The organism is Flavobacterium sp. FlaQc-52, assembly GCF_044007495.1.
Lineage (GTDB): Bacteria > Bacteroidota > Bacteroidia > Flavobacteriales > Flavobacteriaceae > Flavobacterium > Flavobacterium cupriresistens.
In genome coordinates this window covers 165,299-189,565 of sequence record NZ_JBIPCV010000002.1, presented here as the reverse complement: position 1 = coordinate 189,565, position 24,267 = coordinate 165,299, and the positions used below count along the sequence as shown (strand labels likewise).

General features: G+C 34.8%; 16 protein-coding genes. 3 read left to right on the top strand and 13 right to left on the bottom strand.

The genetic code is table 11. The annotated features are described in order from the left end of the window. Positions 1–2: 2 nt before the first annotated feature. The 3 genes from ACHRV5_RS04545 to ACHRV5_RS04535 all read right to left on the bottom strand — a co-directional run bounded on the left by ACHRV5_RS04545 (position 3) and on the right by ACHRV5_RS04535 (position 7,631). Positions 3–1,502: a RagB/SusD family nutrient uptake outer membrane protein gene (locus ACHRV5_RS04545; RefSeq protein ID WP_230001426.1), complete on the bottom strand. Its 1,500-nt coding sequence runs from the start codon at positions 1,500–1,502 to the stop codon at positions 3–5. Between the two features lie 11 nt (positions 1,503–1,513). Further along, positions 1,514–4,588, bottom strand: a complete 3,075-nt coding sequence (locus tag ACHRV5_RS04540) for a SusC/RagA family TonB-linked outer membrane protein (protein ID WP_395425933.1) — start codon at positions 4,586–4,588, stop codon at positions 1,514–1,516. Between the two features lie 241 nt (positions 4,589–4,829). After that, positions 4,830–7,631 (bottom strand): triple tyrosine motif-containing protein, encoded by a 2,802-nt coding sequence (locus ACHRV5_RS04535; protein ID WP_395425932.1) that lies wholly within the window; start codon positions 7,629–7,631, stop codon positions 4,830–4,832. Between the two features lie 191 nt (positions 7,632–7,822). Between ACHRV5_RS04535 and uvrA the strand changes: the two genes are divergently transcribed. Further along, the gene (gene uvrA, locus ACHRV5_RS04530) at positions 7,823–10,618 is read left to right on the top strand and encodes an excinuclease ABC subunit UvrA (RefSeq protein WP_395425931.1); all 2,796 of its coding nucleotides are present in this window, start codon (positions 7,823–7,825) and stop codon (positions 10,616–10,618) included. 383 nt (positions 10,619–11,001) lie between these two features. Here the strand turns inward: uvrA and ACHRV5_RS04525 are convergent, their stop codons facing one another. The 8 genes from ACHRV5_RS04525 to ACHRV5_RS04490 all read right to left on the bottom strand — a co-directional run bounded on the left by ACHRV5_RS04525 (position 11,002) and on the right by ACHRV5_RS04490 (position 19,944). Continuing rightward, positions 11,002–11,301, bottom strand: coding sequence for a hypothetical protein (locus tag ACHRV5_RS04525; RefSeq protein WP_047778776.1), 300 nt, complete (start codon positions 11,299–11,301; stop codon positions 11,002–11,004). Positions 11,302–11,540: 239 nt separating this feature from the next. Then, positions 11,541–13,193: a mechanosensitive ion channel family protein gene (locus tag ACHRV5_RS04520; RefSeq protein ID WP_395425930.1), complete on the bottom strand. Its 1,653-nt coding sequence runs from the start codon at positions 13,191–13,193 to the stop codon at positions 11,541–11,543. A 94-nt stretch (positions 13,194–13,287) separates the two neighbouring features. Beyond that, positions 13,288–14,757, bottom strand: coding sequence for a lipopolysaccharide biosynthesis protein (locus tag ACHRV5_RS04515; RefSeq protein ID WP_047778778.1), 1,470 nt, complete (start codon positions 14,755–14,757; stop codon positions 13,288–13,290). 31 nt (positions 14,758–14,788) lie between these two features. Then, on the bottom strand, positions 14,789–16,075 hold the full coding sequence (locus ACHRV5_RS04510) for a glycosyltransferase family 4 protein (RefSeq protein ID WP_395425929.1): 1,287 nt from the start codon (positions 16,073–16,075) through the stop codon (positions 14,789–14,791). Between the two features lie 466 nt (positions 16,076–16,541). After that, positions 16,542–17,000 (bottom strand): hypothetical protein, encoded by a 459-nt coding sequence (locus ACHRV5_RS04505; protein ID WP_395425928.1) that lies wholly within the window; start codon positions 16,998–17,000, stop codon positions 16,542–16,544. Next, positions 17,000–17,164 (bottom strand): hypothetical protein, encoded by a 165-nt coding sequence (locus ACHRV5_RS04500; RefSeq protein WP_395425927.1) that lies wholly within the window; start codon positions 17,162–17,164, stop codon positions 17,000–17,002. Before ACHRV5_RS04500 ends, ACHRV5_RS04505 begins: the two co-directional genes overlap by 1 nt. A 6-nt stretch (positions 17,165–17,170) precedes the next feature. Next, positions 17,171–19,609, bottom strand: a complete 2,439-nt coding sequence (locus ACHRV5_RS04495) for a YfhO family protein (protein WP_395425926.1) — start codon at positions 19,607–19,609, stop codon at positions 17,171–17,173. Positions 19,610–19,659: 50 nt separating this feature from the next. Then, entirely contained in the window at positions 19,660–19,944 is a 285-nt protein-coding gene (locus tag ACHRV5_RS04490; protein ID WP_047778782.1) for a DUF4834 family protein, read from the bottom strand. A gap of 124 nt (positions 19,945–20,068) precedes the next feature. Between ACHRV5_RS04490 and ACHRV5_RS04485 the strand changes: the two genes are divergently transcribed. After that, positions 20,069–21,049: a transporter gene (locus ACHRV5_RS04485; protein ID WP_395425925.1), complete on the top strand. Its 981-nt coding sequence runs from the start codon at positions 20,069–20,071 to the stop codon at positions 21,047–21,049. A gap of 53 nt (positions 21,050–21,102) precedes the next feature. Then, entirely contained in the window at positions 21,103–22,221 is a 1,119-nt protein-coding gene (locus ACHRV5_RS04480; protein WP_395425924.1) for a GTP cyclohydrolase, read from the top strand. Positions 22,222–22,274: 53 nt separating this feature from the next. On the opposite strand, the gene ACHRV5_RS04475 is transcribed toward ACHRV5_RS04480, so the two are convergent. Continuing rightward, entirely contained in the window at positions 22,275–22,751 is a 477-nt protein-coding gene (locus ACHRV5_RS04475; RefSeq protein WP_047778785.1) for a hypothetical protein, read from the bottom strand. A 120-nt stretch (positions 22,752–22,871) separates the two neighbouring features. Continuing rightward, complete coding sequence (locus ACHRV5_RS04470; RefSeq protein WP_047778786.1) at positions 22,872–24,134, bottom strand: pyridoxal phosphate-dependent aminotransferase family protein; 1,263 nt, start codon at positions 24,132–24,134, stop codon at positions 22,872–22,874. Between the last annotated feature and the right edge of the window lie 133 nt (positions 24,135–24,267).

Below are 24,267 nucleotides of genomic sequence, written 5' to 3'. Positions count from 1 at the left end.
TTTTAATAACCCTGATTTTGAGGCCAGTTTCCATTAGCAAATTGAATTTCTTCAATCGGCAGCGGAAATAATTCGTTTTTATTTGCTTTAAAACCAGGTATGGTTCCAGCAGCTTTTCCGGTTCTTACTAAATCAAAGAAACGGTGTCCTTCTCCGAAAAGTTCTACTCTTCTTTCATTCAAAATCACATCCGTCAAAGAAGCTCCCGTAAGATTTACATCATGATTGTTGTCTCCAAAAGCGCGTCTTCTGACCTGATTCAGGTATTCTTTTGCTTTACCATCGTCGATTGCGCCTCTGTTGTAAGCTTCTGCTGCCATCAATAAAACATCTGCATAACGAATGGCTCTGTAATTATTTGGATTTGTCAGGTTCAAATCTCCCTGAGAATTGGTACTTCTTTTTCTTGGAATGTATTTTCTGTTAAAGAAACCGGTGTCTTCATTCCCTTTTCCGAATTTAATTCCGTTACCACCATCATAACTTGCATTTGCCAAAGCCCACGCATTAATATCCAAAATAGCAACCTCTTTGCGTTTGTCTCCTGCCGCAAATGCATTTGCACTTTCCTGCGTTGGAAGATTAAAACTAAAACCTGATGTGTAAAGCGGTCCGTCATAACCTCTTACTCCGCTAAAACCTACGGCAACGTTTCCTTCACTACATTGTAAACAGGTAAAAGCTGCTCCTTCAACATCGGTATATTGAACTTCAAAAACAGATTCATTTCCGTTTTCTTGCTCTGCTTCAAATATTTCATTGTAATTAGGTAGTAAGGAATAACCTCCCGTAGTAATTACAGTTTGTAAAATATTCGCAGCCGGAACAAATTTATTTTGGTACAAATACACTTTACCAAGCAATGCCTGAGCAGCACCTTTTGTAACTCTTCCTTTTTGTGAAGGTATTGGAGATAAATTAGCTGCCGCGAAAATCAAATCGCCTTCAATAGCAGCATAAACTTCTGCTACTGATGAACGTGGTATCTTCGTTTCATCTCCAATTTTAAACCTCGCGTCGCCTTTCATCGGAATACCACCAAACCATTTCACTAATTCAAATTGGTAGTAGGCTCTAAGAAAACGGGTCTCCGCTATAAGTTGTGTTTTACCTTCAAAATCTATTTTATTTTGAAATTCAAGTATATAATTAGCTCTTTGAACACCTGCAAACATCCAGTCCCATACATCTTTAAGGTTACTGTTTGTCGGTGTATGAATCATATCATCTATTTGCTGAAAACCAATTACATCTGTTGGGCTTTCTCCTCCACAAAGTGTATTGTCTGATGCAATTTCACCCAATAAAACATTTACATATGTGGCTTGAAGTAAATCGTAAGCTCCGATCAAAGCCTGATCGTAATCGGCCTTTGAATTGAAATAATTCTCAGAGTCGATGGAATATGGCGGAGTGGGATCAACAAAATCATCCGAACAGGAAATCGTTACGGCTGAAAACAGTGTTACCATTACTATTGTTGTAAAAAAATATTTTTTCATTTTAATAAAAATTAAAAATTAATGTTTAAGCCTAACAAATAGGTTCTTGGAACGGGATAGAATCCATAATCGATTCCGGCTCCAATAGGAGATTGTGATACTCCATCTCTATTTTGAGGTCCAAAGGAAGCTCCGGGATCAAAACCTTTGTACTTTGTAAAAGTGTACAGATTATTTACTCCTGCATACAGTCTTAGTTTTGTTATTCCGGCCTTCAGCGTTACTTTCGGGTCAAGTGAATATCCTATCTGTATATTTTGAATTCTCAGATAAGAAGCATCTTCAACAAAATAATCGGAGAAAACATTGTTTGCCGTAGCTCCTGTTGTAACTCTTGGTGTCGAATTACTGGTTCCTTCTCCGGTCCAGCGGTCTAAAACATAATTTAAACGATTGGCGTTTGTAACGGTTCTTTCGTAGTTTCTTACCATGTCATTTCCGACAGAGGCAAAAGTAAAGAGCGCAAAATCTACATTTTTATAATTCAGTTGTAAATTGAATCCCATTGTGGCTTCAGGAATTGGGTCTCCAATATTTGTTTTATCCTGAGTATCAATTTTTCCATCACCGTTTACATCAACAAAACGAAGATCTCCCGGCGCCGCATTGGCTCCCAACGCTAATTGAGAAGGATGCGCTGCAACTTCTGCCTGATTCTGAAAAATCCCATCGGTTTTATAGCCATAAAAATAGCCAATTGGTTTACTTACTTCCATACGGGAAGGCGCCAATTGCCCTACTCCAAAGGCTCCTCCGGGAATAAATCCGGTACCATTGTTTACTTCCAACACTTCATTTTTCAAAAACGTTACGTTGTACCCCACACTTAATGAAAAGGAATTAGAAAACTTTTCTTTATAATCTATTGAAAATTCAACACCGGAATTTCTAACGGTACCTGCATTCACTGTTGGCGGACTTGCACCAGGTGCTCCGGTACCATTAATTCCTGAAACAGGAACATTGGGGATCAACAAATCTTTTCTCGTATCAATAAAGTAATCGGCAACGATGGAAACTTTGTCGTTAAAGAGTTTTAAATCTAAACCTGCATCAAATTTTTTCGCCTCTTCCCATTTTAAATCAGGGTTTGGCACTTGTCCTGTTGCCTGGCCACTGGCCAAAGAACCTCCAAACACATAGGTCGCTTCACCATTTAATAGAGAGATATAGCCGTAATTTGGAATCTGATCATTCCCCAGCGTACCATAACTCGCTCTAAACTTTAAAAAATTAAATGTTTCAGATTTACCAAAGAAATTTTCGTCAGAGATCACCCATCCTGCGGTAAGAGAGGGAAAATAACCTACTTTGTTCCCGGGACCAAACTTAGTAGAGGCATCACGTCTGATCATAGCCGAAAACAAGTATTTTCCTTTGTAGTCGTATTGCACTCTTCCAAAATAAGAAAGCCTTCTTTGATCGTACACATATCCGGCTGTATTGACCGCGACCGGCACTCCTCTTGTTAAACTAATGTCGGCATACTCCCAGGAATTGTTCGGAACATCAAAACCGGTAGCATTAAAACTGTTTCCCCATTGTTTGTAGATGGTATTACCTATTGTAGCGACTATGTTATGATGTTCTGCAATTTTAGTCGTATAAGTTCCAAAAAGGTCAAATGAATAGTCATTGTCATTCGTTGCACCCTGATTAACGGAACTTCTCAATACGTCAAATACTTTATCACTAGGATTAATCCAGTATAAAAGTTTTTTCGCAAAAGTTTTTGATTCACTGTTAGCCGTATTAAAACCTATAGAAGACGATAACGTAAATCCTTTAAAAATTTTATAATCCAACCCAAAATTTCCATTGATTTTTTTATAATTATAGTCATTATAAGTATTTTCAATTTGTGCTAATGGATTTATAATTTCGTTTCCAAATCCGGCTATAGGCACTTTGGTAAGTTCACCATTAGCATCGTAAGGAGTCATCGTTGCAGGCACGTTTAAGGCATTAAATAAAACCGATCCTAATCCATTTTCATTTAATGTTTTTCTGGTGAAATACGTATAAATAACATTGGTTCTTAATTTGAATTTTTCACTTAAATCAGCACTAAGGGCTATCCTGGCTGTGTTTCTTAAAAAACCTGATTTATCACCGCCCACTATACCTTCCTGATCTAAGTGAGAACCACTAACAGAATACGTGATTTTTTCTGAACCTCCTGAAATAGTCAAATCGCTATTGAGAATAGGCACTCCTGTTTTAAAAACCTCATCCTGCCAATTGGTTCCTTTGCCTAAACCGCTTACGTTCGGGTAAAGAACCGGTTTTCCTCCATTGGTATAACTTTCGTTTAACAATAAAGCATATTCTGTGGCATTCAACATTTGTATTTTTCTGGATGTTTCCTGAAATCCGGTGTAACTGTTGAAAGAAACTTTGGTTTTAGAATTTTTCTTCCCCATCTTGGTCGTTACTAAAATAATTCCGTTTGCTCCAATCGTCCCGTAAATGGCGGCCTGAGCATCTTTTAAAACGGTAATAGTCTCAATATCATTTGGATTTAAAATCCCTAAATCTCCCACATAACCGTCAATAATTACGGTAGGTGAATTTTGTCCATTAGTAGCAATACCACGAATACGGATATCCAACGGAGCTCCCGGCGAACCTGATTGTGTGGTCACATTTACTCCCGAAATAGTTCCTTGTAAAGCTTGTTCAATTCTTGCTGGTTTTAAAATATCAAGTGTTTTACTGTCCAGAACCGCTACTGCTCCCGTTACTTCTCTCTTTTTCTGGCTACCATAACCAATCACAACAACTTCGTCCAGTGATCTGGCATCCTCACTCAATTTCACCGTTATTTTAGGTCCCGTAACCGCTACTTCCTGCGTCCGAAAACCAATATAACTTAAAACAATTATAGTCCCTTTTGGAACACCTGATAGCTTAAAAGATCCATCAAAGTCTGTGGTTGTACTTTGTGATGAACTTTTAACTTTTACATTCACACCAGGTAATGATAAACCTGATCCATCCAGTACTGTTCCGGTTACATCAAAAGTCTGCGAGAATGCAAAAGATGTAAACAGTAACAATACCATTAGTAATAATTTAGATTTCATAATTAGTTAGTTTTTATTGAAAGTTAAATTTATCGCATCCTTTTAACAATAACCCAAAATTAACCTCAACAAAAAACATACATCATAAAAAAATAAGACTAATTTTTAAGATATCATAAAACAAACCCTTATTTAACTGTAAATTACAAATGTTAATTTTTTTAACATTTACATCGAAAATGCACAACAAAACGTTAATGTTGTGGTGATGTATAGGTGTTTTGGGGTGCTCTTGGGTTTCCTATACAGCCAGAATGTACTCTACTAAGCCATTTTCGTGCTGTAAATCCATTTTTTTGCGTAAACGATATCTTTTTATCTCCACACTCCGAACAGAGATATTAAACAAGGGAGCAATTTCTTTTGAAGAAAGATTCAATCGTAAATAAGCACAAAGGCGCAAATCGTTGGGTGTTAATAAGGGATGTAAAAGCTTAATTCGTTTTAGAAAATCTTTGTCGGCACTATCAAATGCTTCTTTAAAAACCTTCCACGAATCTTCTTCGGTGATGTTATCGTTTATGGTTCTGATTACCGATTTGATGTTTTTAGTATCGTCCTGAGCAGTTTTCTTTAAATCTTCTTTGATAAAAGCCAGAAGTTCATTTTTACTATTCAAACTCATAGTCGAAACGGCCAGCTCTCTGTTTTTAGTATCGACATCTTGTGACAGCTGTTCATTTCTTAACTTCATGAGTTGCTGCTCGTTTTCCAGTTCTTTTATCTCCAGCAAAAGATTGTTTTCTTCGATTAACTTCTCTTCTTGCTTTCGGTAAAAATTACGATAGGTTTTGTTTACAAAATAGGCCAGAATAAGAATTAGCAAGAAATAAATAAAGTAAGCCAGATAGGTTAAATACCAAGGTTTTAAAACCACAAAAGTATAAACCGCTGTATTTTGCAGGATCGTATTGGCGTATTTAGCTTTTAATTTGAATGTATATTTGCCCGGTGCCAGATTTTTAAAATTAACCGACGATTTTGTACTCCATTCGCTCCAATCGTTTTGAAATCCTTCGAGTAAATATTGATATTCTGTGTTGATGTATTTGTTGTACTCGGGAACGGTGTAGTTTAAGGTGATGTTATTTTCATTCGATTTAAAACGTCCTTCTTCATTGAGCACAACATCCTTCAGCGTTTGATTTTGCTTATTTATTGAAATTTCCGAAATCAAGACGGTATAGTTTTTAAAACTTAAATCATCAATATCCAGCATATAATAACCATCGGTAGTTCCGATTAAATAAGTTGATTTTGAAATTTGTGTAATATTCTCGAAACCCAACATCGAATTGGTCAGAGAGGACGGAATCGGAATTATGTTTTGTTTTAACTGATTGCTAAGTTTGCTGGCAGAGAAGTAATGAATGTAGTTTTTAGAGAAAAGCCATATTCTATTGGAATTATCTACAATTAATTTACCGGAAGTATATTCGTCTTTTTCAAAAATAGAACTTAGTACTTTCTCTTTTTCAAATTGTTTTGTGGCAGGATTCAGTTTAAAAATCCCTCCTTTATAAGCATAATAAATCGAATTATTGAATTTTATTAAACTTGCATTTTTTCCTTTTTTCGGGGCTGAATAGGCATAGAATTCTTTTGCTTTTAAAAGGTTTTTATCCAGTTTAAATCTAAAAATCCCTTTGTATTCGTGGCTAACATAAACCTCCAGATTATTTGTTATTTCGAAATAACGGGAAGAATAATCAAATCCCTGAATCTTATTTCTAAACTGCCATTGATCCCCTACTTTTTCTAAAACCGAAATTCCGTAATAATTCCCTTGTATTAACTGGTTTTTCGCATTCGGAACGGATTCAAATTTCCAGGTTCCTGAACCGGAGAAAATAGTTCTTGCTGAGGTATTCGCCACGATAAAAGTCCCTGAATCGTGCCCGCAAAAAAGTGTATTATCATAAACAAACAGCGACCAAACTTGTCCTTTTGTTCCGCTTATAAACTGAAAATCTCCATTGCTTTGGTATTTTTTACAAAACAATCCCTGATTGGTACCTACATACAACATTCCGTTATAGGTAATCGATGCGTATACGGTTCCCAAAACGCCGGTATCGTCTGTAAAATTATGTACAGGTGTTTGCAGATTGATGCAATTAATTCCATTATCAAGACCCACCCATACATTCTGATCTTTATCTTCAAACAAAGACAGGGCGGTATTGTTACTCAAACCTTTACTTTGCGAAATATGGTATCTTAATTGTCCTTCTTTTGACAGAATATAAATACCATTTGACACGGTCCCTAAAGCATATCCTCCATCCTGCAAGCGCTGACTGCTGTATACAAAACTTGATTTCAAATCTGCATCTACAGCGGTTTTAAATGGTGTTAATGCAGTTCCGGTTAACTTATAAAATCCGTCTAATTGGGTTTGAACTAATAAACCATCATCAAGTGTAAAAACATTAACAATAGTATATTTTTTAAAAACGGGATGATCTGAAATTAGTTTTCCTTTTCCGGCTTCAATTTCAAAAAGACCTTCGTTTGCGGTTTGATAATAAATCGAATTTTTGGTACTGAACGATTTTATAACCCCTTTCTCGGGCGAAATGATTTTGAAATTTTTTGTTTTTGTATCGTAAATATAAATTCTGTTTAAGGACTGAAACAAAATCCATTGATCGTATTTTAGAATGTTCCAAAACTGTTCGTCGTCCAGAATTTTTGATTTAATGGTATCACTTAGCGATGTATACGTCAATTTTCCGTTTGGCTGTCTTGTCCAATAGCCAAAATTCATATAACAACCTGTGTAGATCTTATTGTCGATTACTTTTACCGAACGCATTATGGTTTCGTTTGGCGTCGGATACAATTTCCAATTGGTACCATTAAACTCCAGAAGGCCCTCGTTGTTGGCAAAATACAGGTAATTTTGCTCGTTCTGAGAGATCATCCAACTTTGATTTCCGGCACCATAAACGATGGGCGGATATTTTACAATTGGCGGCAGCTCTTGCGAAAACACCGTAAAGCTGACCAAAACAAATAGCAGATGTAATTTTGATTTCAAACTGGAATGGTATTAATTTACTATAAAAACTGCTCTAAAATAGCTTATTTTATACTGATACAATAACTTTTTAATAAAAAAACCAATATTAAAAAATGAGAAACCAAGCTGTAAATTGTTAAGATTTGGATCAATCTCATTAACTAAACTCACGTCAAAATTGATTACTTTTGTAGAAATTGACTTTTTTTATGCAAATCGACCTTTCTACACTCGACCCAAAACATAATATCATCATTAAAGGCGCACAAGTACATAACTTAAAAAATGTAGATGTAGCTATTCCCAGAAACAAACTCGTGGTTATTACAGGACTTTCAGGTTCCGGAAAATCGAGTTTAGCCTTTGATACCTTGTATGCCGAGGGACAGCGTCGTTACGTAGAGAGTTTGTCTTCTTATGCGCGTCAGTTTTTAGGTCGTTTAGACAAACCAAAAGTTGAATATATCAAAGGGATTGCGCCGGCAATTGCGATTGAGCAAAAAGTAAATACCACCAATGCGCGATCTACTGTAGGAACATCGACTGAGATTTACGATTATATGAAACTGCTGTATGCCCGAATTGGTCGTACGTACTCTCCGGTTTCAGGTCAGGAAGTAAAGAAAAATACCGTTACCGATGTTGTTTCAGATGTAAAAACATTGGAATTAGACAGCAAATGGCTTTTATTGGCTCCGATCCATTTGGAAGAAGGAAGACAATTGGAAGACAAACTAAAAGTACTGCTTCAACAAGGTTTTGCCCGTATTCTTGTGAATAATGAAATGGTTCGTCTCGATGAATTTGCTGAGGCAGAGTTACATCAATTTGACAATAAAGACATACTGCTTATTATTGACCGAATCGTTGTAAAAGAGGAAGAAGAATTCTATAATCGTCTGGCAGATGCGATACAGACTGCTTTTTTTGAAGGAAAAGGGATTTGTTATCTGCAAGAATTAAACTCAGATCGAAGATTTTCTTATTCTAATAATTTTGAATTGGATGGCATTACGTTTTTAGAACCGAATGTTCATTTATTCAGTTTCAACAACCCCTACGGTGCTTGTCCGGTTTGTGAAGGTTATGGAAACATTATCGGAATAGATGCCGATCTGGTGGTTCCGAATACTTCTTTATCTATTTTCGAAAGCGCCATCTATCCCTGGAGAGGTGATAGCATGAGCTGGTACAAAGATGAACTGGTTAAACATGCTTATAAATTTGATCTTCCTATTCATAAACCCTACTTTGAACTGTCAGAAGAACAAAAAGAGCTGATCTGGAGTGGAAATCAATATTTTCAAGGGCTAAATGATTTCTTCAAAGAATTAGAAGAAAAAAATTATAAAATCCAAAACAGGGTAATGTTATCCCGTTATCGCGGAAAAACAAAATGCCATGTGTGTCGTGGTAAACGTCTACGCGAAGAAGCATCTTATGTAAAAATCAATGGAAAAACGGTTTCTGACTTAGTCGATTTACCGATTAAACATCTGGTTACTTTTTTCAAAAATATAGAACTAAACGTTTACGAACATCAAATCGCAAAACGTCTGATGATCGAAATCAATAATCGTTTGTCATTCCTAACCGAAGTAGGTTTAGATTACCTTACTTTAAACCGAAATTCAGCAACGCTTTCGGGAGGAGAATCACAAAGAATTAATCTGGCTACCTCTCTCGGGAGTAGTTTGGTTGGGTCAATGTACATTCTAGACGAGCCAAGTATTGGTTTGCATCCAAAAGATTCAGAACGTTTAATAAAAGTTTTACTCTCTCTACGTGATTTAGGCAATACCGTTATTGTCGTAGAGCATGACGAAGATATCATGAAGGCTGCCGATATGATTATCGATATTGGTCCCGAAGCCGGTACTTTTGGTGGACATCTAGTGGCGCAAGGTACATATCCTGAAATCCTGAAATCAGAATCTCTGACTGCAAAGTATTTAAATGGAGATCTGGAAATTACCGTTCCGAAAAAAAGAAGAAAATTCAAAAATCATATTGACATTGTTGGCGCCAGAGAAAACAACTTAAAAAATATTAATGTTACTTTTCCGCTGGACGTTTTAACAGTCGTTACTGGTGTATCCGGAAGTGGAAAAAGTACCCTGATAAAGAAAATTTTATTTCCGGCCATGCAAAAAATGCTGGAAAGTGCTTCTGAAAAAGCGGGGCAGTTTAGTGAAATAAAAGGCTCTTTTTCGCAAATAAAACACATTGAGTATGTCGATCAGAATCCGATTGGAAGAAGTTCGAGATCTAATCCTGTTACGTATATCAAAGCCTATGATGATATTCGTGATTTATACTCCAAAGAAAAACTATCAAAAATAAGAGGGTATCAGGCGAAACATTTTTCTTTTAATGTTGATGGAGGCCGATGTGAAACCTGTAAAGGAGAAGGTTCTATTAATGTTGAAATGGTCTTCATGGCCGATGTTCAGCTACCCTGCGAAACTTGTGGAGGCAAACGCTTTAAAAAAGAAGTCTTAGAAATTACTTTCGATGATAAAAACATCAACGATATCCTGACGATGACGATCGATGATGCTATTGCTTTTTTCGAAAAAAACAAACAAGCCAAGATCACTCAAAAATTACAACCGCTTCAAGATGTAGGTTTAGGGTATGTACAATTAGGACAGTCTTCTTCTACTCTATCAGGTGGTGAAGCGCAACGTATTAAACTGGCTTCCTTTTTGGTAAAAGGAGCTACAAAAGACAAAGCTTTGTTTGTATTTGATGAACCTACTACCGGTTTGCATTTTCACGATATCAAAAAATTACTTGCTTCGTTTGAAGCATTGATAGATAAAGGTCATTCGATAATTGTTATTGAACACAATCTGGATCTCATCAAATGTGCTGACTGGATTATTGATTTAGGTCCGGAAGGTGGAGAAAACGGAGGCCATTTACTGGCAGTAGGAACTCCGGAAGACATTGTAAAAGTAAAAGAGTCCGTAACCGGAGTATATTTAAAAGACAAACTGTAGGTTTTGCACAAAGCTTTACGAATACTATTTCGTTTAGTCAGTGCAAAAATGACAAAATAGTAAAAGGAGAAATCAAAAACCTTAGATCAAATCCTTTTAATTAGTGTAATTCGTGGCCAGCTTTTCTTTGTATTGCTATCACTCTGAACCAGCGTACTTATTTTTGTACCACAGATTTCGAGAAAGTACATTTTTGGGATAGGAAATACAAAAGTAGAATAGCACGCAGATTTTGCAGATTTAACAGATTTTTTCAAAAAAAAAATGAAAAAAAATCTGCGTGAAATAAATAAATTGCGTTTAATACGTAACTAAATAACTCAAAAAATAAAACGGCCAGAAATCCTATTTCTGGCCGTTTTACTTACTGTTAGCTGTTACTTTTAAGCTACTAAACATTTCTCTTCAAAAGGAAACCCGTCTTCATCTATTGCGACTAATATTTTTTTCTGTTTAGACGCTTCCAGAGTAAGATAAAGCCATGCAAATGACCATAACCCCAAAGTCAGACAAAAAATTGTAAAATTCAAACTGTGATTGACCACTTTTCCCCCTTTTGAAAGAACTGCAAAAAGCAATTCATCATTTCTTTCTTCCAGTGTAAATCCATTATGAACTTTATTCGATATCATATTAGAAAATACTTGTAAGCTTTGTTCCTGACTAAGTTGATTGTGCTTCATAATTACCAAATTAAATTAATCCCAATACTTCCACTCTCATTGTTAATTTTTCTTAATTACTATCAATTATTTCAATCTACTAAAACACCATTACTTTATATTTATTGCATTTTATTAGATTTTTTTAATCATACTAATTAAACTGCTATTAAATTCTCACCTAAAGTTAGTTTTTATTAAGCGAACAACAAAATAAAAAACTGTTAAAATTTCAATACTTATATCTGCTTATCAGCGACTTAACTCTTGTTCTTTACATTAAAGGTTGGTGCTTCATAGTCTGTTTTTAAATAATTTTCAGGAATTGTTGTTGTGTTTCCGTCCCTTAACGCTTTATAGTGTGGAGACATGATCTCTATCCCGGCAGCATTAAAAGAGTCCTGAATATTTTGATGCAACGACGAATAAATCCTCGGTTGTTTTGTAGGTTCTTTAGTATAAACATTTACCTGATAGGAAACGTAAAAATCATCCAGACTCGTTTGCAATACAAAAGGAGTCGGAGTTTGTTCTATCATGTCTGTTTTTAGTGCTGCTTCAATCAAAGCTTTATGAATATCTTTCCACGGAACATCGTATCCAATTGTCACTGTAGTGTGAATTAACAAGCCATTTGAGGCATTTTTTGTATTCGCCGAGAAGTTCGTCGATGTACTAGATAATACGGTCGCATTTGGAATCGTAATGTCTTCAAACTTCGGAGTTCTTACCCGGGTTACTAAAGCTGTTTTTTCGATCACTTCCCCGCTTACATCACCAATCTTTATAAAATCACCAATCTTAAAAGGACGCATATAAGTAATAACTAATCCCGCCACCATATTAGCAATAGCGTTTGAAGAACCCAATGAAAACAAAACCCCCACAAATACGGAAACTCCTTTAAAAATCGGAGAATCGGAACCCGGCAGATACGGGAAAATAATAACCAACATAAAGGCCATCATTAAAAACCGTATGATATTAAAGGTCGGCATTGCCCAATCGCTGTAAAAACCATCGATTTTTATGTTCTCCTTTTTTATCTCATCAAAAAAGAATTTGATAATTTTCAGTGCGTATTTGAATATTACAATGATGACTATAATAGCAAATAAACTTGGCAGAAAACCAACAAATCCTAAAAAAGCAAGTTTTGCCGGAGAAAGTACCCAGCGAAGTAATGTTGTGGTGTAATCTTCTGTAGCCGGAAAAATACTAAACAATAAAGGCAAAGAGAAATAAACGATCAGAATCAGCGCAATAATCTTGACGAATCCATATAAACGCATCACGACAAATTGCTGTCTTTGCGGCGAAAGCATCGTGATATTATTATAAACAAACCCTTTAAAGTGTTTGTCGCTGTTCTTTAAAATGTAAAGTTTAACTCTATTAAAAATCTTGCCGACAAAAAACAGTATAAAACCAACAATCAGAATCAGCAGAACCGTATAACCCAATCTTTTTGGAAGCTGGGAATGGTTTTCGTTCTGGCCAATAATTGCTTTCTTAATTAAGTTTAGATTCCGTTTTGCAAGATAAGCTGCGGACTGTTTTTCGGACTGGGCATCAATATCCAAAACAGACATAATAACAAAATCGCCTTTATAGACAATGTCCTGAGTAATATCCGACGGCACGACCTGAATCGAGTCTGTATCGAAAAAAGAATCTTCGTAGATTTTTTTTATCTTTCCTGTAATGGTGTTTGCTCTGTCTTCTGCAGAAAACGAGCCTACTCTGTTGTAAATATAAAAAAGCGTGTCTTTAAAAGGGCTTACGGGATAACCTTTTAACTTAACTGAATCTATAGCTTTTGCTGACTCTTGCGGCTCTTTTTTCTGAGCAAAACTGACAGAAGAAGACAGTGCAATAAAGAGCACTAAAAAACAAACTAATCTTTTTTTCATATGCTATTAGAAATAAATTAATTATCCTTTCTAACAAATATAAAAACAATTAAGTTTCCTTTTAACATTTCTTTTTATTTTCTGTAAAATCTTATTAAATGCTAATTCCGATTCTTTTTAAAAGATTCTTAATAACCTGATTAATTTCGGGTGAGATATTGAACTTATAATTGAAATAAACATAAAAAACAGTTACTATAGCGGATTTTAATGCAATGCTAATCAATTGATAAAAAGGAAATTCCCAAAAATAAAACACTAAAAACAAAGCAGCTGTTATTAAAATCGAATGTACCGTCTGTTTTGTAAACGGATACAGATGCAGTCTCTTAACCACAAATTGCAATTTAGCTAAACTGTATAAAGTAATAGACAATAAAGTCGCAAATGCAGAACCGAATATTCCCCAATACGGAATAAAGATCATGTTTAAAACAAAAGTTAAAAACACCAACAGTAATCCTAAATACAGCACCATTCGGTAGTATTTGGTATTAAAAATAATGGCATTATTATTTCCAAGGATCAAATCGAAATATTTAGACAATCCAATCATAAACACTACAGGAATTCCCCCGCTGTATTCTTTAGGAACCAATTCGTACAACTGGTTGATGTTTACAAAAATACACAGCATCACAAAACCACCCACGAACTGGAGGTTTATTGAGGTTTTTTTATACAAAACATTCAGTTCATCATGTTTATTTTCGTGCATCAATTTTGCGGTAATTGGATATACAATCTGATGCATCGCCCGACTTGGAACCGAAATCACCAACGCAATATATGTCGCAACAGAGTAATAGGCAATATTCTCAATTTTCATGTATTGATTCAACATCAGTTTATCCCCGTCCAAAAGTAAATTTGCAACACTTCCTGATAAAATAATAAAGAAAGTATATTCCATTACACTTTTTACATTCGCCGGAATTGTAATCTGAAAATTGGGTCTTTTTATGTAAAAGGCATAAAACATCGTCACCAGAAAGCCAATAAAATAAATTACTGCCGTCACGTAAACAAATTGCACTAAGGTGATCCAATGAAAATACAAACCAACCAATGCAAACGAAGAAAACAATCTCAATCCTACTTCTTTAATGAAATTTCCAAAAACCGAATGCATGTGTACTCTTGCCCAGGCATAAAAAATTTCAAAATAAGCCATACAAATTCCGATAAAAGGAATCAGAAGCATAAATTCCTTTACAACAGGATTTTCTTTAGAAACAAAGGCCGTAATATCGTCAAAGAAGAGCAAACCAATAATCCCTAACGGAATACACATTATAATAGGAAACAATGCCGTAAACGACAGAAATTGCTCTCTTTCTTTTTCTGTTTTATACTGGGAATAAAATTTAACCAGTGTATTTTGCATTCCGATGGCAAACAATGGCATGATTACATTGGCCGCAGAAAGAACATAATTGGTTAAAGCATAATAGGTAGCACCTAAAAAAACCGGATACAAATAAAGGGTATTGATGGCTCCAATTCCGAAGCCTATATAAGTAATTATGGTATTTTTGAAAGACTGATTTAAGACAATGCCCATTTGTAATTTTAGATTGTAGTGTTCTGATAGTTTATTCGCTAATCAACTGTGCTAACTGTTTGGTTAAGTTTTTTCTCGAATATTGTTGTAAACCAACGCCATTCGCTTGTAATTTCCCTTCCAAATATTGATTATAAAAGTCCAAAATTACACTTTTTAGTTTCGCTTTTTCAGAATAATCAAAAAATACACCTGTATTTGTTTCCTTTATAATATCCGCGAAATCAGAACCTTGTGGTCCAATTGCAATTATAGGTCTGTTTGACACCATATATTCAAACAATTTACCCGGAATAATACTTCTGGTATCTTCTGAATTAATTTCGATCAGCAGCAAAACCTGTGATTTTTTCTGATGCGCAATAGCTTCATGATGTGAAACATATCCCAACAGGTTTAAATACTCCTCCAGATTAAACTCCTTGATAGCATCTAATACTTCCTGACTTACGGCACCAATTAATTTTATTTCTAAATGTGTCTTAAAATCCGGAACTTCCTGAAGCAATTCGATCAGACTTTCCCATAAAAAACGCGGGTTACGATCTGAAAGAAAGGATCCGATATGAGCCAAAGTAAACTTGGTATCCAGCGTTTGTTTTTCAACATTTTCTATATCATAACCGTTTGTAATTACCGAAATTGGTTTACTGGTGATCGCCTGAAACTCCGTTTTCGTCGTTTTACTGGTTACAATAATCGTATCTGCCGAATTAAGCACTTTATGTTCTAATTTTTTATGTTTTTTCGCAGCGTAAGCAGATAAACGCAATGCTTTATGATAGCCAATTGTAGTCCACGGATCGCGGAAATCCGCAAACCATTTTACATTCAGTTTCTCTTTTAATTCTAATCCGATTAAATGCAAACTGTGCGGTGGACCGGAAGTTACAATCGTATCTATATTGTTTTCTTTGATGTATTTTTCAAGATAAGAAACAGAAGGTTTTACCCATAAAACACGGGCATCCGGAATAAAAAGATTCCCTCTGACCCAAAGAAAAAGTTTATCCAAAAAAGTTTGTTTTTTCTTTTGTGGAAAGATTCCCGAACTGATTTTCTTTGTTTTATTTTTAGAAAAAAGAGCCGCCAGTTGGTAAGGCTCCATAATTTTATTTTTAAGAACAATTACCTGATCCGACACTTCATTAACCAAAGCTTCATCAACGATTGGATAGGTTGGATTTTCAGGAACATAAACGATAGGCTGAACATTAAAGTCAGGTAAGTACTTTACAAATTTCAACCAACGTTGTACACCAGGCCCTCCGGCAGGTGGGAAATAATAGGTAATGATTAAGAGCTTTTTTTGTTCCAAGAAAAATTGGTTTAAAGTTTTAAAAATGCAAATTTAAAAGTTATTAGAATCATTTATGTCTTTTTAAAATCAATTTCTTATATAAATTAAATAAAAAATACAATAACAGAATACCGTTTAAGATAAGCCAGAAATTACTAAAGACATAAACTACTTTATATTTCATTTCCATGCTTGAAAAACTAAAATACTCTCCTTGACTTTCATCATAAAAATCATCGTATCCCATCATAAAAAGACCACAGAAAATATAAACTGAAAGATCTAAAATCAGCAGACCAATAATTGAAAAAACGTTCAAAGACAACTTACTCAAAATCAACCATTTCTAATTAAACTAGCTTTTATATATATCTTTAAAAGTGTACTTTTTTGCCTTTCTCAACATATAAGACAACTCTATCAGAGCCATTAATTTTTCTAATATTTCCACATAAGAAAGCGCTTTTTAGATTCTGCTTTCCATTCATTTTTTATTCAATTTATTCAATTCTTCAATATCCAACTGATCTTTTAATCTATTAGTCGCTTTTTTTGCAATCATTAAATTATCATAATCAATAAAATAGACTGGTGTTTTTTGTAAATAAACAATAGTAGCTTTTTGATGTAATTCATCAAATTTCACATTCTCTAGACCTTTAATCGAAGTCATTACATCTAATCTCAAATCATAAGATATAGTAAAATCAGTATATCCTGCTACAAATTGCATCGTTTCAATTTGTGGAAAATCACCTAATCCTATTTTTTTAAAAGCAGCACGAAGGTTTAATCTATTTTCAACAGAATCCTCAATCAATATATCAATATCTCCTGTATTTCTTACATACCCATAGATATTAACAGCCAAACCTCCAATAGTAATGTAACGAACATTCTCTTCATTAAAAATTCTCCAAATATTTAGAATTTCCAGAAGCATTATTTACTCTGAATAATTTTAGGAGAATGTTTTAAGACATATGAAAGTTCCACTAAAGCCATAAAACGCTCTATCCTTTCAACGTATAACTGTTGCAATTCCGAATTAACGGAAGTATCATTCACTTGAGGTTTCTGATTTTTTTTTACAGTAGTCGTTTTCATGAAAATTTACTCTTTATGTAAAATTACTCTTTTCCTTTCAAAATAAATCCCACCAATCAACAATAATAACATTCCGATTGAACTTATCAAGGTAATCGTACTTCCGGTTTTTACAACCTGAGGCTCAAATTTAAACTCAATAGTGTGTTGACCACCCGGAATCTCCATCGCTCTTAAGACATAATCTACAGGGAAATGATCTGTCAATTGTCCGTCGATATAGGCATTCCAACCATTTTTATAATACATTTCAGAGAAAACAGCCAAACCGTCTTTCTTATTATCTGATTGGTATTTAATATAATTTGGTTTGTATACTACCGTTTTGATCGTTCCGGTTGTATCCCATTGTTTTTTCAAACGCGCATTTCTGAATTTGCCTTCGTGTTCACGCACATTAAAAACAGCGACCCTTTTAGTATCGATATTGTCTAATGCTTTCATCACATCATCCGGTTTGTTTACCAGTCTAACAGAACTTACAAACCAGGCATTACCATTGGTATTCGGGTTTACGGTCGGGAATTCTTTTCCTTCTTTATCGGTCTGAATAATATATTTCACATTCAACATGTCCAGTACTTCCATATTGTTTTTCGCAATTTGGTAATCAAACAACTGTTGAATTCTTCTTGGTTTTGCCGCATGGTATCCTCCCAATGAATGATGAAAATAAGAAGCACGTGCACTCGACATATTTCCGTTTACTTCAAAAACTCTGTAATGTGTGGTATCTTTTAAAATCTGAGCATCAGATGGCGTTTCCTGAAATGGAGCTGCAATTTGTACCGGACTCACGAAATCTTTGGCTGAAACGTATTTTTTATCTACAAAAAACAAATCAAAAATCATTAAAACACCAACAATAACCAAAGTTGTATTTTGCGAAAATTTGTTTTTAATAAACAACCACAGAATTGCAAAAGTCACTACAATAAAAAAGCCTGATCGCAATAAATCTGCCGAATACAAACTCATTCTGTCTTCTTTTAAAGCGTCAACAAAATCAGGTCCGTAACTTTCTAAGTAATAACTATCGCTGCTTCCTGAAAAATGAAACATGCTTTTGGTAATTACTAAAATCAACAAAATTCCAAGACCAAAAACTCCGGTTTGTACCAATGCTTTCTGTTGTAATTTTGGCTCTTCTTTCGCTTTAAAAAACGATTGTAAGCCCATAACAGCCAAAACAGGGAAACACAATTCAAGTATCACCTGAATAGAGGAAACGGCTCTGAATTTATCGTACATCGGTACGTAATCGATAAAAAAGTCTGTTAACAGAGAGAAGTTTTTCCCCCATGAAAGTATAAGTGAAACTAATGCTCCAGAAAGAAAAACGTATTTTATTTTTCTGTCATCAATAAACAATGCCAAAACGGCTAAAAAGAAAACTACAACCCCAATATAAGCCGGAGCTGCAACAATAGGTTGGTCTCCCCAATAAGTAGGCATCCCGGATACAAAATCTTGTGCTTGTTCTGATGGAACTCCTTTTTCGATCATGAAAGAATACATGCGACTGTCTGTCCCTAAATTTTCATGATTTGAACCTCCAAAAAGTCTTGGCGCAATTAGATTCAAACTCTCCGCAATTCCGTAACTGTATTCTGTGATATATTCACGGCTTAGCGCATTCTCGTTTGTCTTTTTGGTTCCGTCCGGATTAAAAGTCAATTCGCTATTGCTTCGTGTACTAAATTTAGCATATTCGCTAGTCGCCAATAAATTAGTTGCATTGGCTCCAATAGCCAAAATTCCTGCAGCTACCAAAACACCAAACGAAATTAAAAGTGGCTTGTATTCTTTATCTTTAATGAAATTGAACGCATAATAACCCGAAAGTATCAGCAGAAAAATCAATAAATAATAGGTCATCTGGAAGTGGTTGGCATTAACCTCTAAAGCCACCGCAAACATGGTGAGCAAACCTCCCCTAATGTATTTTTTCTGAAAAACCAATATAAATCCGGCAATAACCAATGGCATATAAGCAATCGCATGTGCTTTTGCATTGTGCCCTACTCCCAAGATAATAATTAAGTAGGTTGAAAAACCAAATGCCAATGCGCCGATAAAAGCTTTTAAAGGATCTGTTTTTAAAACCAACAACAAACCGTAGAAACCTAAAAAGTATAAAAATAAATAATCAGCCGGACGAGGTAAAAAACGCAATGCATCGTCTAATTTCCCAACATAATCGTTAGGGTAATTGGCACCAAGCTGGTATGTCGGCATCCCCCCAAAAGCAGAATTTGTCCAATAAGGCTCGGCATGTTCTGTCGCTCTAAAATCATTTTGCTCCTTTGCCATTCCGGTATATTGAGCAATATCAGACTGGAAAATTTGTTTTCCCTGCAAAACCGGGTAAAAATAAATTAGGGAAACGAGAATAAAGCCCAAAACAACTAGGGCGTGCGGATAGAACTTATTTACTATTTTCAATTTAGGCAAGTTTGGTTAAATGATGAATCCTGTTTTTTCAGGACACAAACTTAATCTATTTCTTCGTAATCAACATAATCTCCCACTTTTTTGGTTTCACGGGGATTTTTCGCATTCGCAGTATCGATAATTATCTCATCTTTATTGCGTTGCGTATTTTGCCATGAGTTACCCTGGCTATATTGTTGTTGTCTCTGAAAATTCTCTCCTGCTTTTTCTACAGCCTTTTTAACCAACACAGGCAAAAAGATTCTAGCTAAAAATTTAAAAATATAATAAAAAGCCAAGATGTAAAAAATAGCTTTTATTAAACCTGAAAAAGATGCTTCTTGCATAATTGTATATTTTTTTTTCAAAATTAAGAAATCTGTTGTTTAAAATTAAAATATCAATCTTAAATAAATAATAAAATATGTACATTTGAAATGCGTTATTACTTTTTAATCAAAAATTACGTTTATGTTAAAAGTTAAAAACTTATTTATTGCTACTCTCTTTTTTACACCACAATTCTTTTTCGCACAATACACTGATATCATTAATTCTAACCGTCCAGGGGAGACAATGTCTGCCTTTGCTGTTGGAAAAACTGTTATTCAGGCCGAAATTGGTATCTACGGAATAAAGGAAAAACATGATTTATTAAATTATGATGCGAATGGTTTTGGTACCGATTTAACATTCCGTTATGGTGCATTTTTAGAAAAACTTGAATTTGTACTTGATTTGCAATATCAAATGGAAGCTTTTAATACACCCTACAACAATTCTAAGAGAAATAATTTCAGACAAACCGTTTTGGGAGCGAAATATTTAATTTACGATCCTTTTAAAAACTACGAAAAAACAAAAAACATATACAGTTACAAAGCCAATCATAGTTTTGACTGGCATCAGTTAATACCTGCCGTATCTCTTTTTGCAGGAGCCAATTTTGTTGGCGCAGACAATCCGTACTCGTTTTCCCCGAAGTCCAGTATTTCGCCAAAAATAGTATTAATTACACAAAATCAGTTTGGTGGCGGGAAATGGGTATTTGTAACTAATATTATTGCCGATTATATCACAACAGATTACCCAAGTTATGGTTATGTACTAACTTTAACGCACGGTTTCAACAACAAATGGTCCGGTTTTGTTGAAAATCAAGGTTATAAAAGTGATTTTTACAGCGATGCCATCGTGCGCGGTGGAGCAGCCTATCTGATTAACCCAAACTTACAGGTTGATGCTTCTGTAAGCACCAATTTTAAAAACACACCGTCTATATTGTACGGAGGAGTTGGGGTTTCGTGGCGTTATGATGGGAAATATAAAGAGAACCAAATAGAATCCAAGAGACAGTCCCGAAAAGACAAAAAAAATCCTAAAGATGCTAAATCTAAGAAGGAAACAGATTATCAGGCACAAGAGAGAAAACGTAAATCTAAATACGAATAAAAATTTAATAACCTAAATCTCAAAACAAAGAGATATTTCACAATACGATCTTAATGATTACAATTAAAGAAGCCAAAAGCAAAAAAGAATTAACAGATTATATCAAATTCCCGTTTTCACTATACAAAGACAACCCGTATTGGGTTCCGCCTATAATTGCTGACGAACTGGAGTCTTTTGATAAAACCAAAAATCCTGCTTTTGAGAATGCCGAAGCTTATTTTTATCTGGCTTACAAAAATGATGAAATTGCTGGTAGAATAACGGCCATCATCAACTGGTCGGAAGTAAACAATCAGCACAAAAAGAAAGTTCGTTTTGGCTGGTTTGATGTTATTGATGATATTGAAGTGACCAAAGCTTTATTAGAAAAAGTATACGAATTAGGGAAACAAAACAATCTGGAACATGTTGAAGGTCCAATGGGCTTCTCTAATTTGGATAAAGTTGGAGTACTTACAGAAGGATACGATCAGATGGGGACTATGATCACCTGGTACAACAATCCTTATTATGTAACCCATTTTGAGCAATTAGGTTTTCAGGTGGAGAAAGAATATCTCGAAAGCATCTTCCCATTCTCTAACGTAAAACCTGAATTTTTCCTGAAAGCACAGGAATTAATCAAAAAAAGATACGGTTTAAGATCGCTTACCTTTACCAAAACAAAAGACATTATGCCGCACGTGGATAAAATGTTTGATTTGTTTAATGATTCTTATGCAAACCTGGCTTCATTTGTTGCCATTTCTGATGTGCAGAAAGAATATTTCAAAAAGAAATACATCAGTTTTATCAATCCGGAATACATCAAATTTGTTGTTGACAAGGAGGATAATTTAGTAGCGTTTAGCATTGTAATGCCTAGTTTTTCTGAAGCTTTACAAAAAGCTAAAGGAAAACTTTTCCCATTTGGCTTTTACCATCTGTTAAAAGCCAGAAAACACAGTAAAGATGTTGTTTTCTATTTAATTGGCGTACATCCCGACTATCAAAACAAAGGAGTTACAGCGATTATCTTTGATGAGTATTTTAAAACTTTTTCAGAAAAAGGAATCGTAAACTGCATCAGAACTCCGGAATTAGCCGAAAATACGGCCATTCATTTACTTTGGAAAAATTTCGACCCAAAAGTACACTGTCGAAGAAAAACGTATAAAAAGGATCTTTAAAATAAACTAAACCCTACAGGTTTGAAAAACCTGTAGGGTTTGATTTTATTATTTTATTCGACCTTACAATCGACCTTCGTCAACGCATTTTTCTGATCAAACTTCAGTTTTGTTTTATCCTTAAAGGTTGCTTTATCATTTACCTCGACAATATCTCCATATCCTTCAATAAATGCACCGTCTTTTTGAAGAAAAACAACTTCTCTGACAGACGAAAGTCCTTCCGACATAAAGGTATAATCTGCAATTAGCGTATCTCCCTTCATATTTCCGATAATCGTTCCGTCATTCTTATCCTTTCCCGATAAAGCATAACTCAATTTTCCGTTAACTTCCTGATGTGAATTTACATTAAAACTAAGTTGCACAATACTGTTATTAGCAATCGAAGCATAACATTGATCTCCGGAAGGCTCTACAATCTCTGCCTCTTTTGGCGGATTTGGCGCAATCTCTACCGGTTCAGGTGCTTTTTTACAGGATGTTAAAACAGCCAAAGTGACTATCGTTAGTGCGAGTATTTTTTTCATAATAATAATTTTTATGTTTTACTATTATAAATTTAGCTGAAATAAAAAAAATCCATTCTTATGCAGAATGGATTTTTTTACATAATTCCCACTATTGGAGGAATCTATCATTTTCAGCAATTAAGCATCTAAATCAACCTTAGTTTTACTTGCTATTTCTTTGTAGGTACCGTTTTCTAATTTCTCACGAATTGCTTCAAAAGCAACTAACGTTTCATCGATATCAGCTAAAGTATGTGAAGTTGTTGGAATCATTCTCAATAAAATAATCCCTTTTGGAATTACCGGATAGATTACAATAGACAAGAAAATACCGTAGTTCTCTCTTAAATCATTCACCATAACCATTGCTTCAGGAACACTTCCTTCTAAATAAACCGGTGTTACACAAGTATTAGTATCTCCAATATTGAAATTTTTTGAACGTAATCCGTTTTGTAATGCATTTACGTTTTCCCAAAGTTTATCTTTCAATTCCGGGTGGTTACGCAACAATTCCAAACGTTTCAAAGATCCAATAGTTTGAATCATTGGTAACGCCTTAGCGAACATTTGAGAACGTAAATTGTATTTTAAATAATCGATAATATCTTTATCTGCAGCTAAAAAAGCTCCAATATTAGCCATTGACTTTGCAAAAGTAGAAAAATAAACATCAATACCGTCCTGAACTCCTTGCTCCTCACCTGCTCCGGCTCCTGTTTTACCAAGAGTTCCAAAACCGTGTGCATCATCAACTAACAATCTGAAGTTGTATTGCTCTTTAAGCGCAACAATTTCTTTCAATTTTCCTTGTTGACCACGCATTCCAAAAACACCTTCTGTAATAAGTAAGATTCCACCACCAGTCTCTAATGCCATTTTAGTAGCACGCTGCAGGTTTTTCTCTATACTTTCAAGATCATTGTGCTTGTAAGTAAAACGTTTCCCCATGTGCAAACGAACTCCGTCAATGATACAAGCATGAGAATCTACATCATACACAATAATATCATTTTTAGTAACCAAAGCATCAATAGTAGATACCATTCCCTGGTAACCAAAGTTCAATAAATAAGCCGATTCTTTCATTACGAAAGCAGCCAATTCATTTTCTAATTGCTCGTGGTATTTAGTGTGACCAGACATCATACGTGCTCCCATAGGATAAGCAGCACCATATTCTGCAGCAGCATCAATATCTGCCTGACGTACTTCAGGATGATTTGCCAAACCTAAATAGTCGTTTATACTCCAGTTCAAAATATTTTTCCCACCAAATTGCATTCTTGGACCAAGTTCTCCTTCTAATTTAGGGAATACAAAATACCCTTCAGCTTGTGAAGCCCATTTTCCTAACGGCCCTTTATTGTTTTGAATTCTTTCGAATAAATCTTTTACCATAATATAATGAAGTAATATTTTTAATTTTAAACGCGAGCAAAAATAAATATTTATTCTATGTTATCATAATAATTTAAAAATGAATCGGATTCAAGGCAATACTTTAATATACTTTAAGAGTAAAAACCAATTT

Excerpts from the sequence above, each read along its gene's own strand:
- uvrA (WP_395425931.1), top strand. The coding sequence starts at position 7,823 with ATGCAAATCGACCTTTCTACACTCGACCCAAAACATAATATCATCATT.
- ACHRV5_RS04545 (WP_230001426.1), bottom strand. The coding sequence starts at position 1,502 with ATGAAAAAATATTTTTTTACAACAATAGTAATGGTAACACTGTTTTCA.
- ACHRV5_RS04540 (WP_395425933.1), bottom strand. The coding sequence starts at position 4,588 with ATGAAATCTAAATTATTACTAATGGTATTGTTACTGTTTACATCTTTT.
- ACHRV5_RS04520 (WP_395425930.1), bottom strand. The coding sequence starts at position 13,193 with ATGAAAAAAAGATTAGTTTGTTTTTTAGTGCTCTTTATTGCACTGTCT.
- ACHRV5_RS04515 (WP_047778778.1), bottom strand. The coding sequence starts at position 14,757 with ATGGGCATTGTCTTAAATCAGTCTTTCAAAAATACCATAATTACTTAT.
- ACHRV5_RS04475 (WP_047778785.1), bottom strand. The coding sequence starts at position 22,751 with ATGAAAAAAATACTCGCACTAACGATAGTCACTTTGGCTGTTTTAACA.
- ACHRV5_RS04505 (WP_395425928.1), bottom strand. The coding sequence starts at position 17,000 with ATGCTTCTGGAAATTCTAAATATTTGGAGAATTTTTAATGAAGAGAAT.
- ACHRV5_RS04500 (WP_395425927.1), bottom strand. The coding sequence starts at position 17,164 with ATGAAAACGACTACTGTAAAAAAAAATCAGAAACCTCAAGTGAATGAT.
- ACHRV5_RS04480 (WP_395425924.1), top strand. The coding sequence starts at position 21,103 with ATGATTACAATTAAAGAAGCCAAAAGCAAAAAAGAATTAACAGATTAT.
- ACHRV5_RS04470 (WP_047778786.1), bottom strand. The coding sequence starts at position 24,134 with ATGGTAAAAGATTTATTCGAAAGAATTCAAAACAATAAAGGGCCGTTA.
- ACHRV5_RS04490 (WP_047778782.1), bottom strand. The coding sequence starts at position 19,944 with ATGCAAGAAGCATCTTTTTCAGGTTTAATAAAAGCTATTTTTTACATC.
- ACHRV5_RS04485 (WP_395425925.1), top strand. The coding sequence starts at position 20,069 with ATGTTAAAAGTTAAAAACTTATTTATTGCTACTCTCTTTTTTACACCA.
- ACHRV5_RS04525 (WP_047778776.1), bottom strand. The coding sequence starts at position 11,301 with ATGAAGCACAATCAACTTAGTCAGGAACAAAGCTTACAAGTATTTTCT.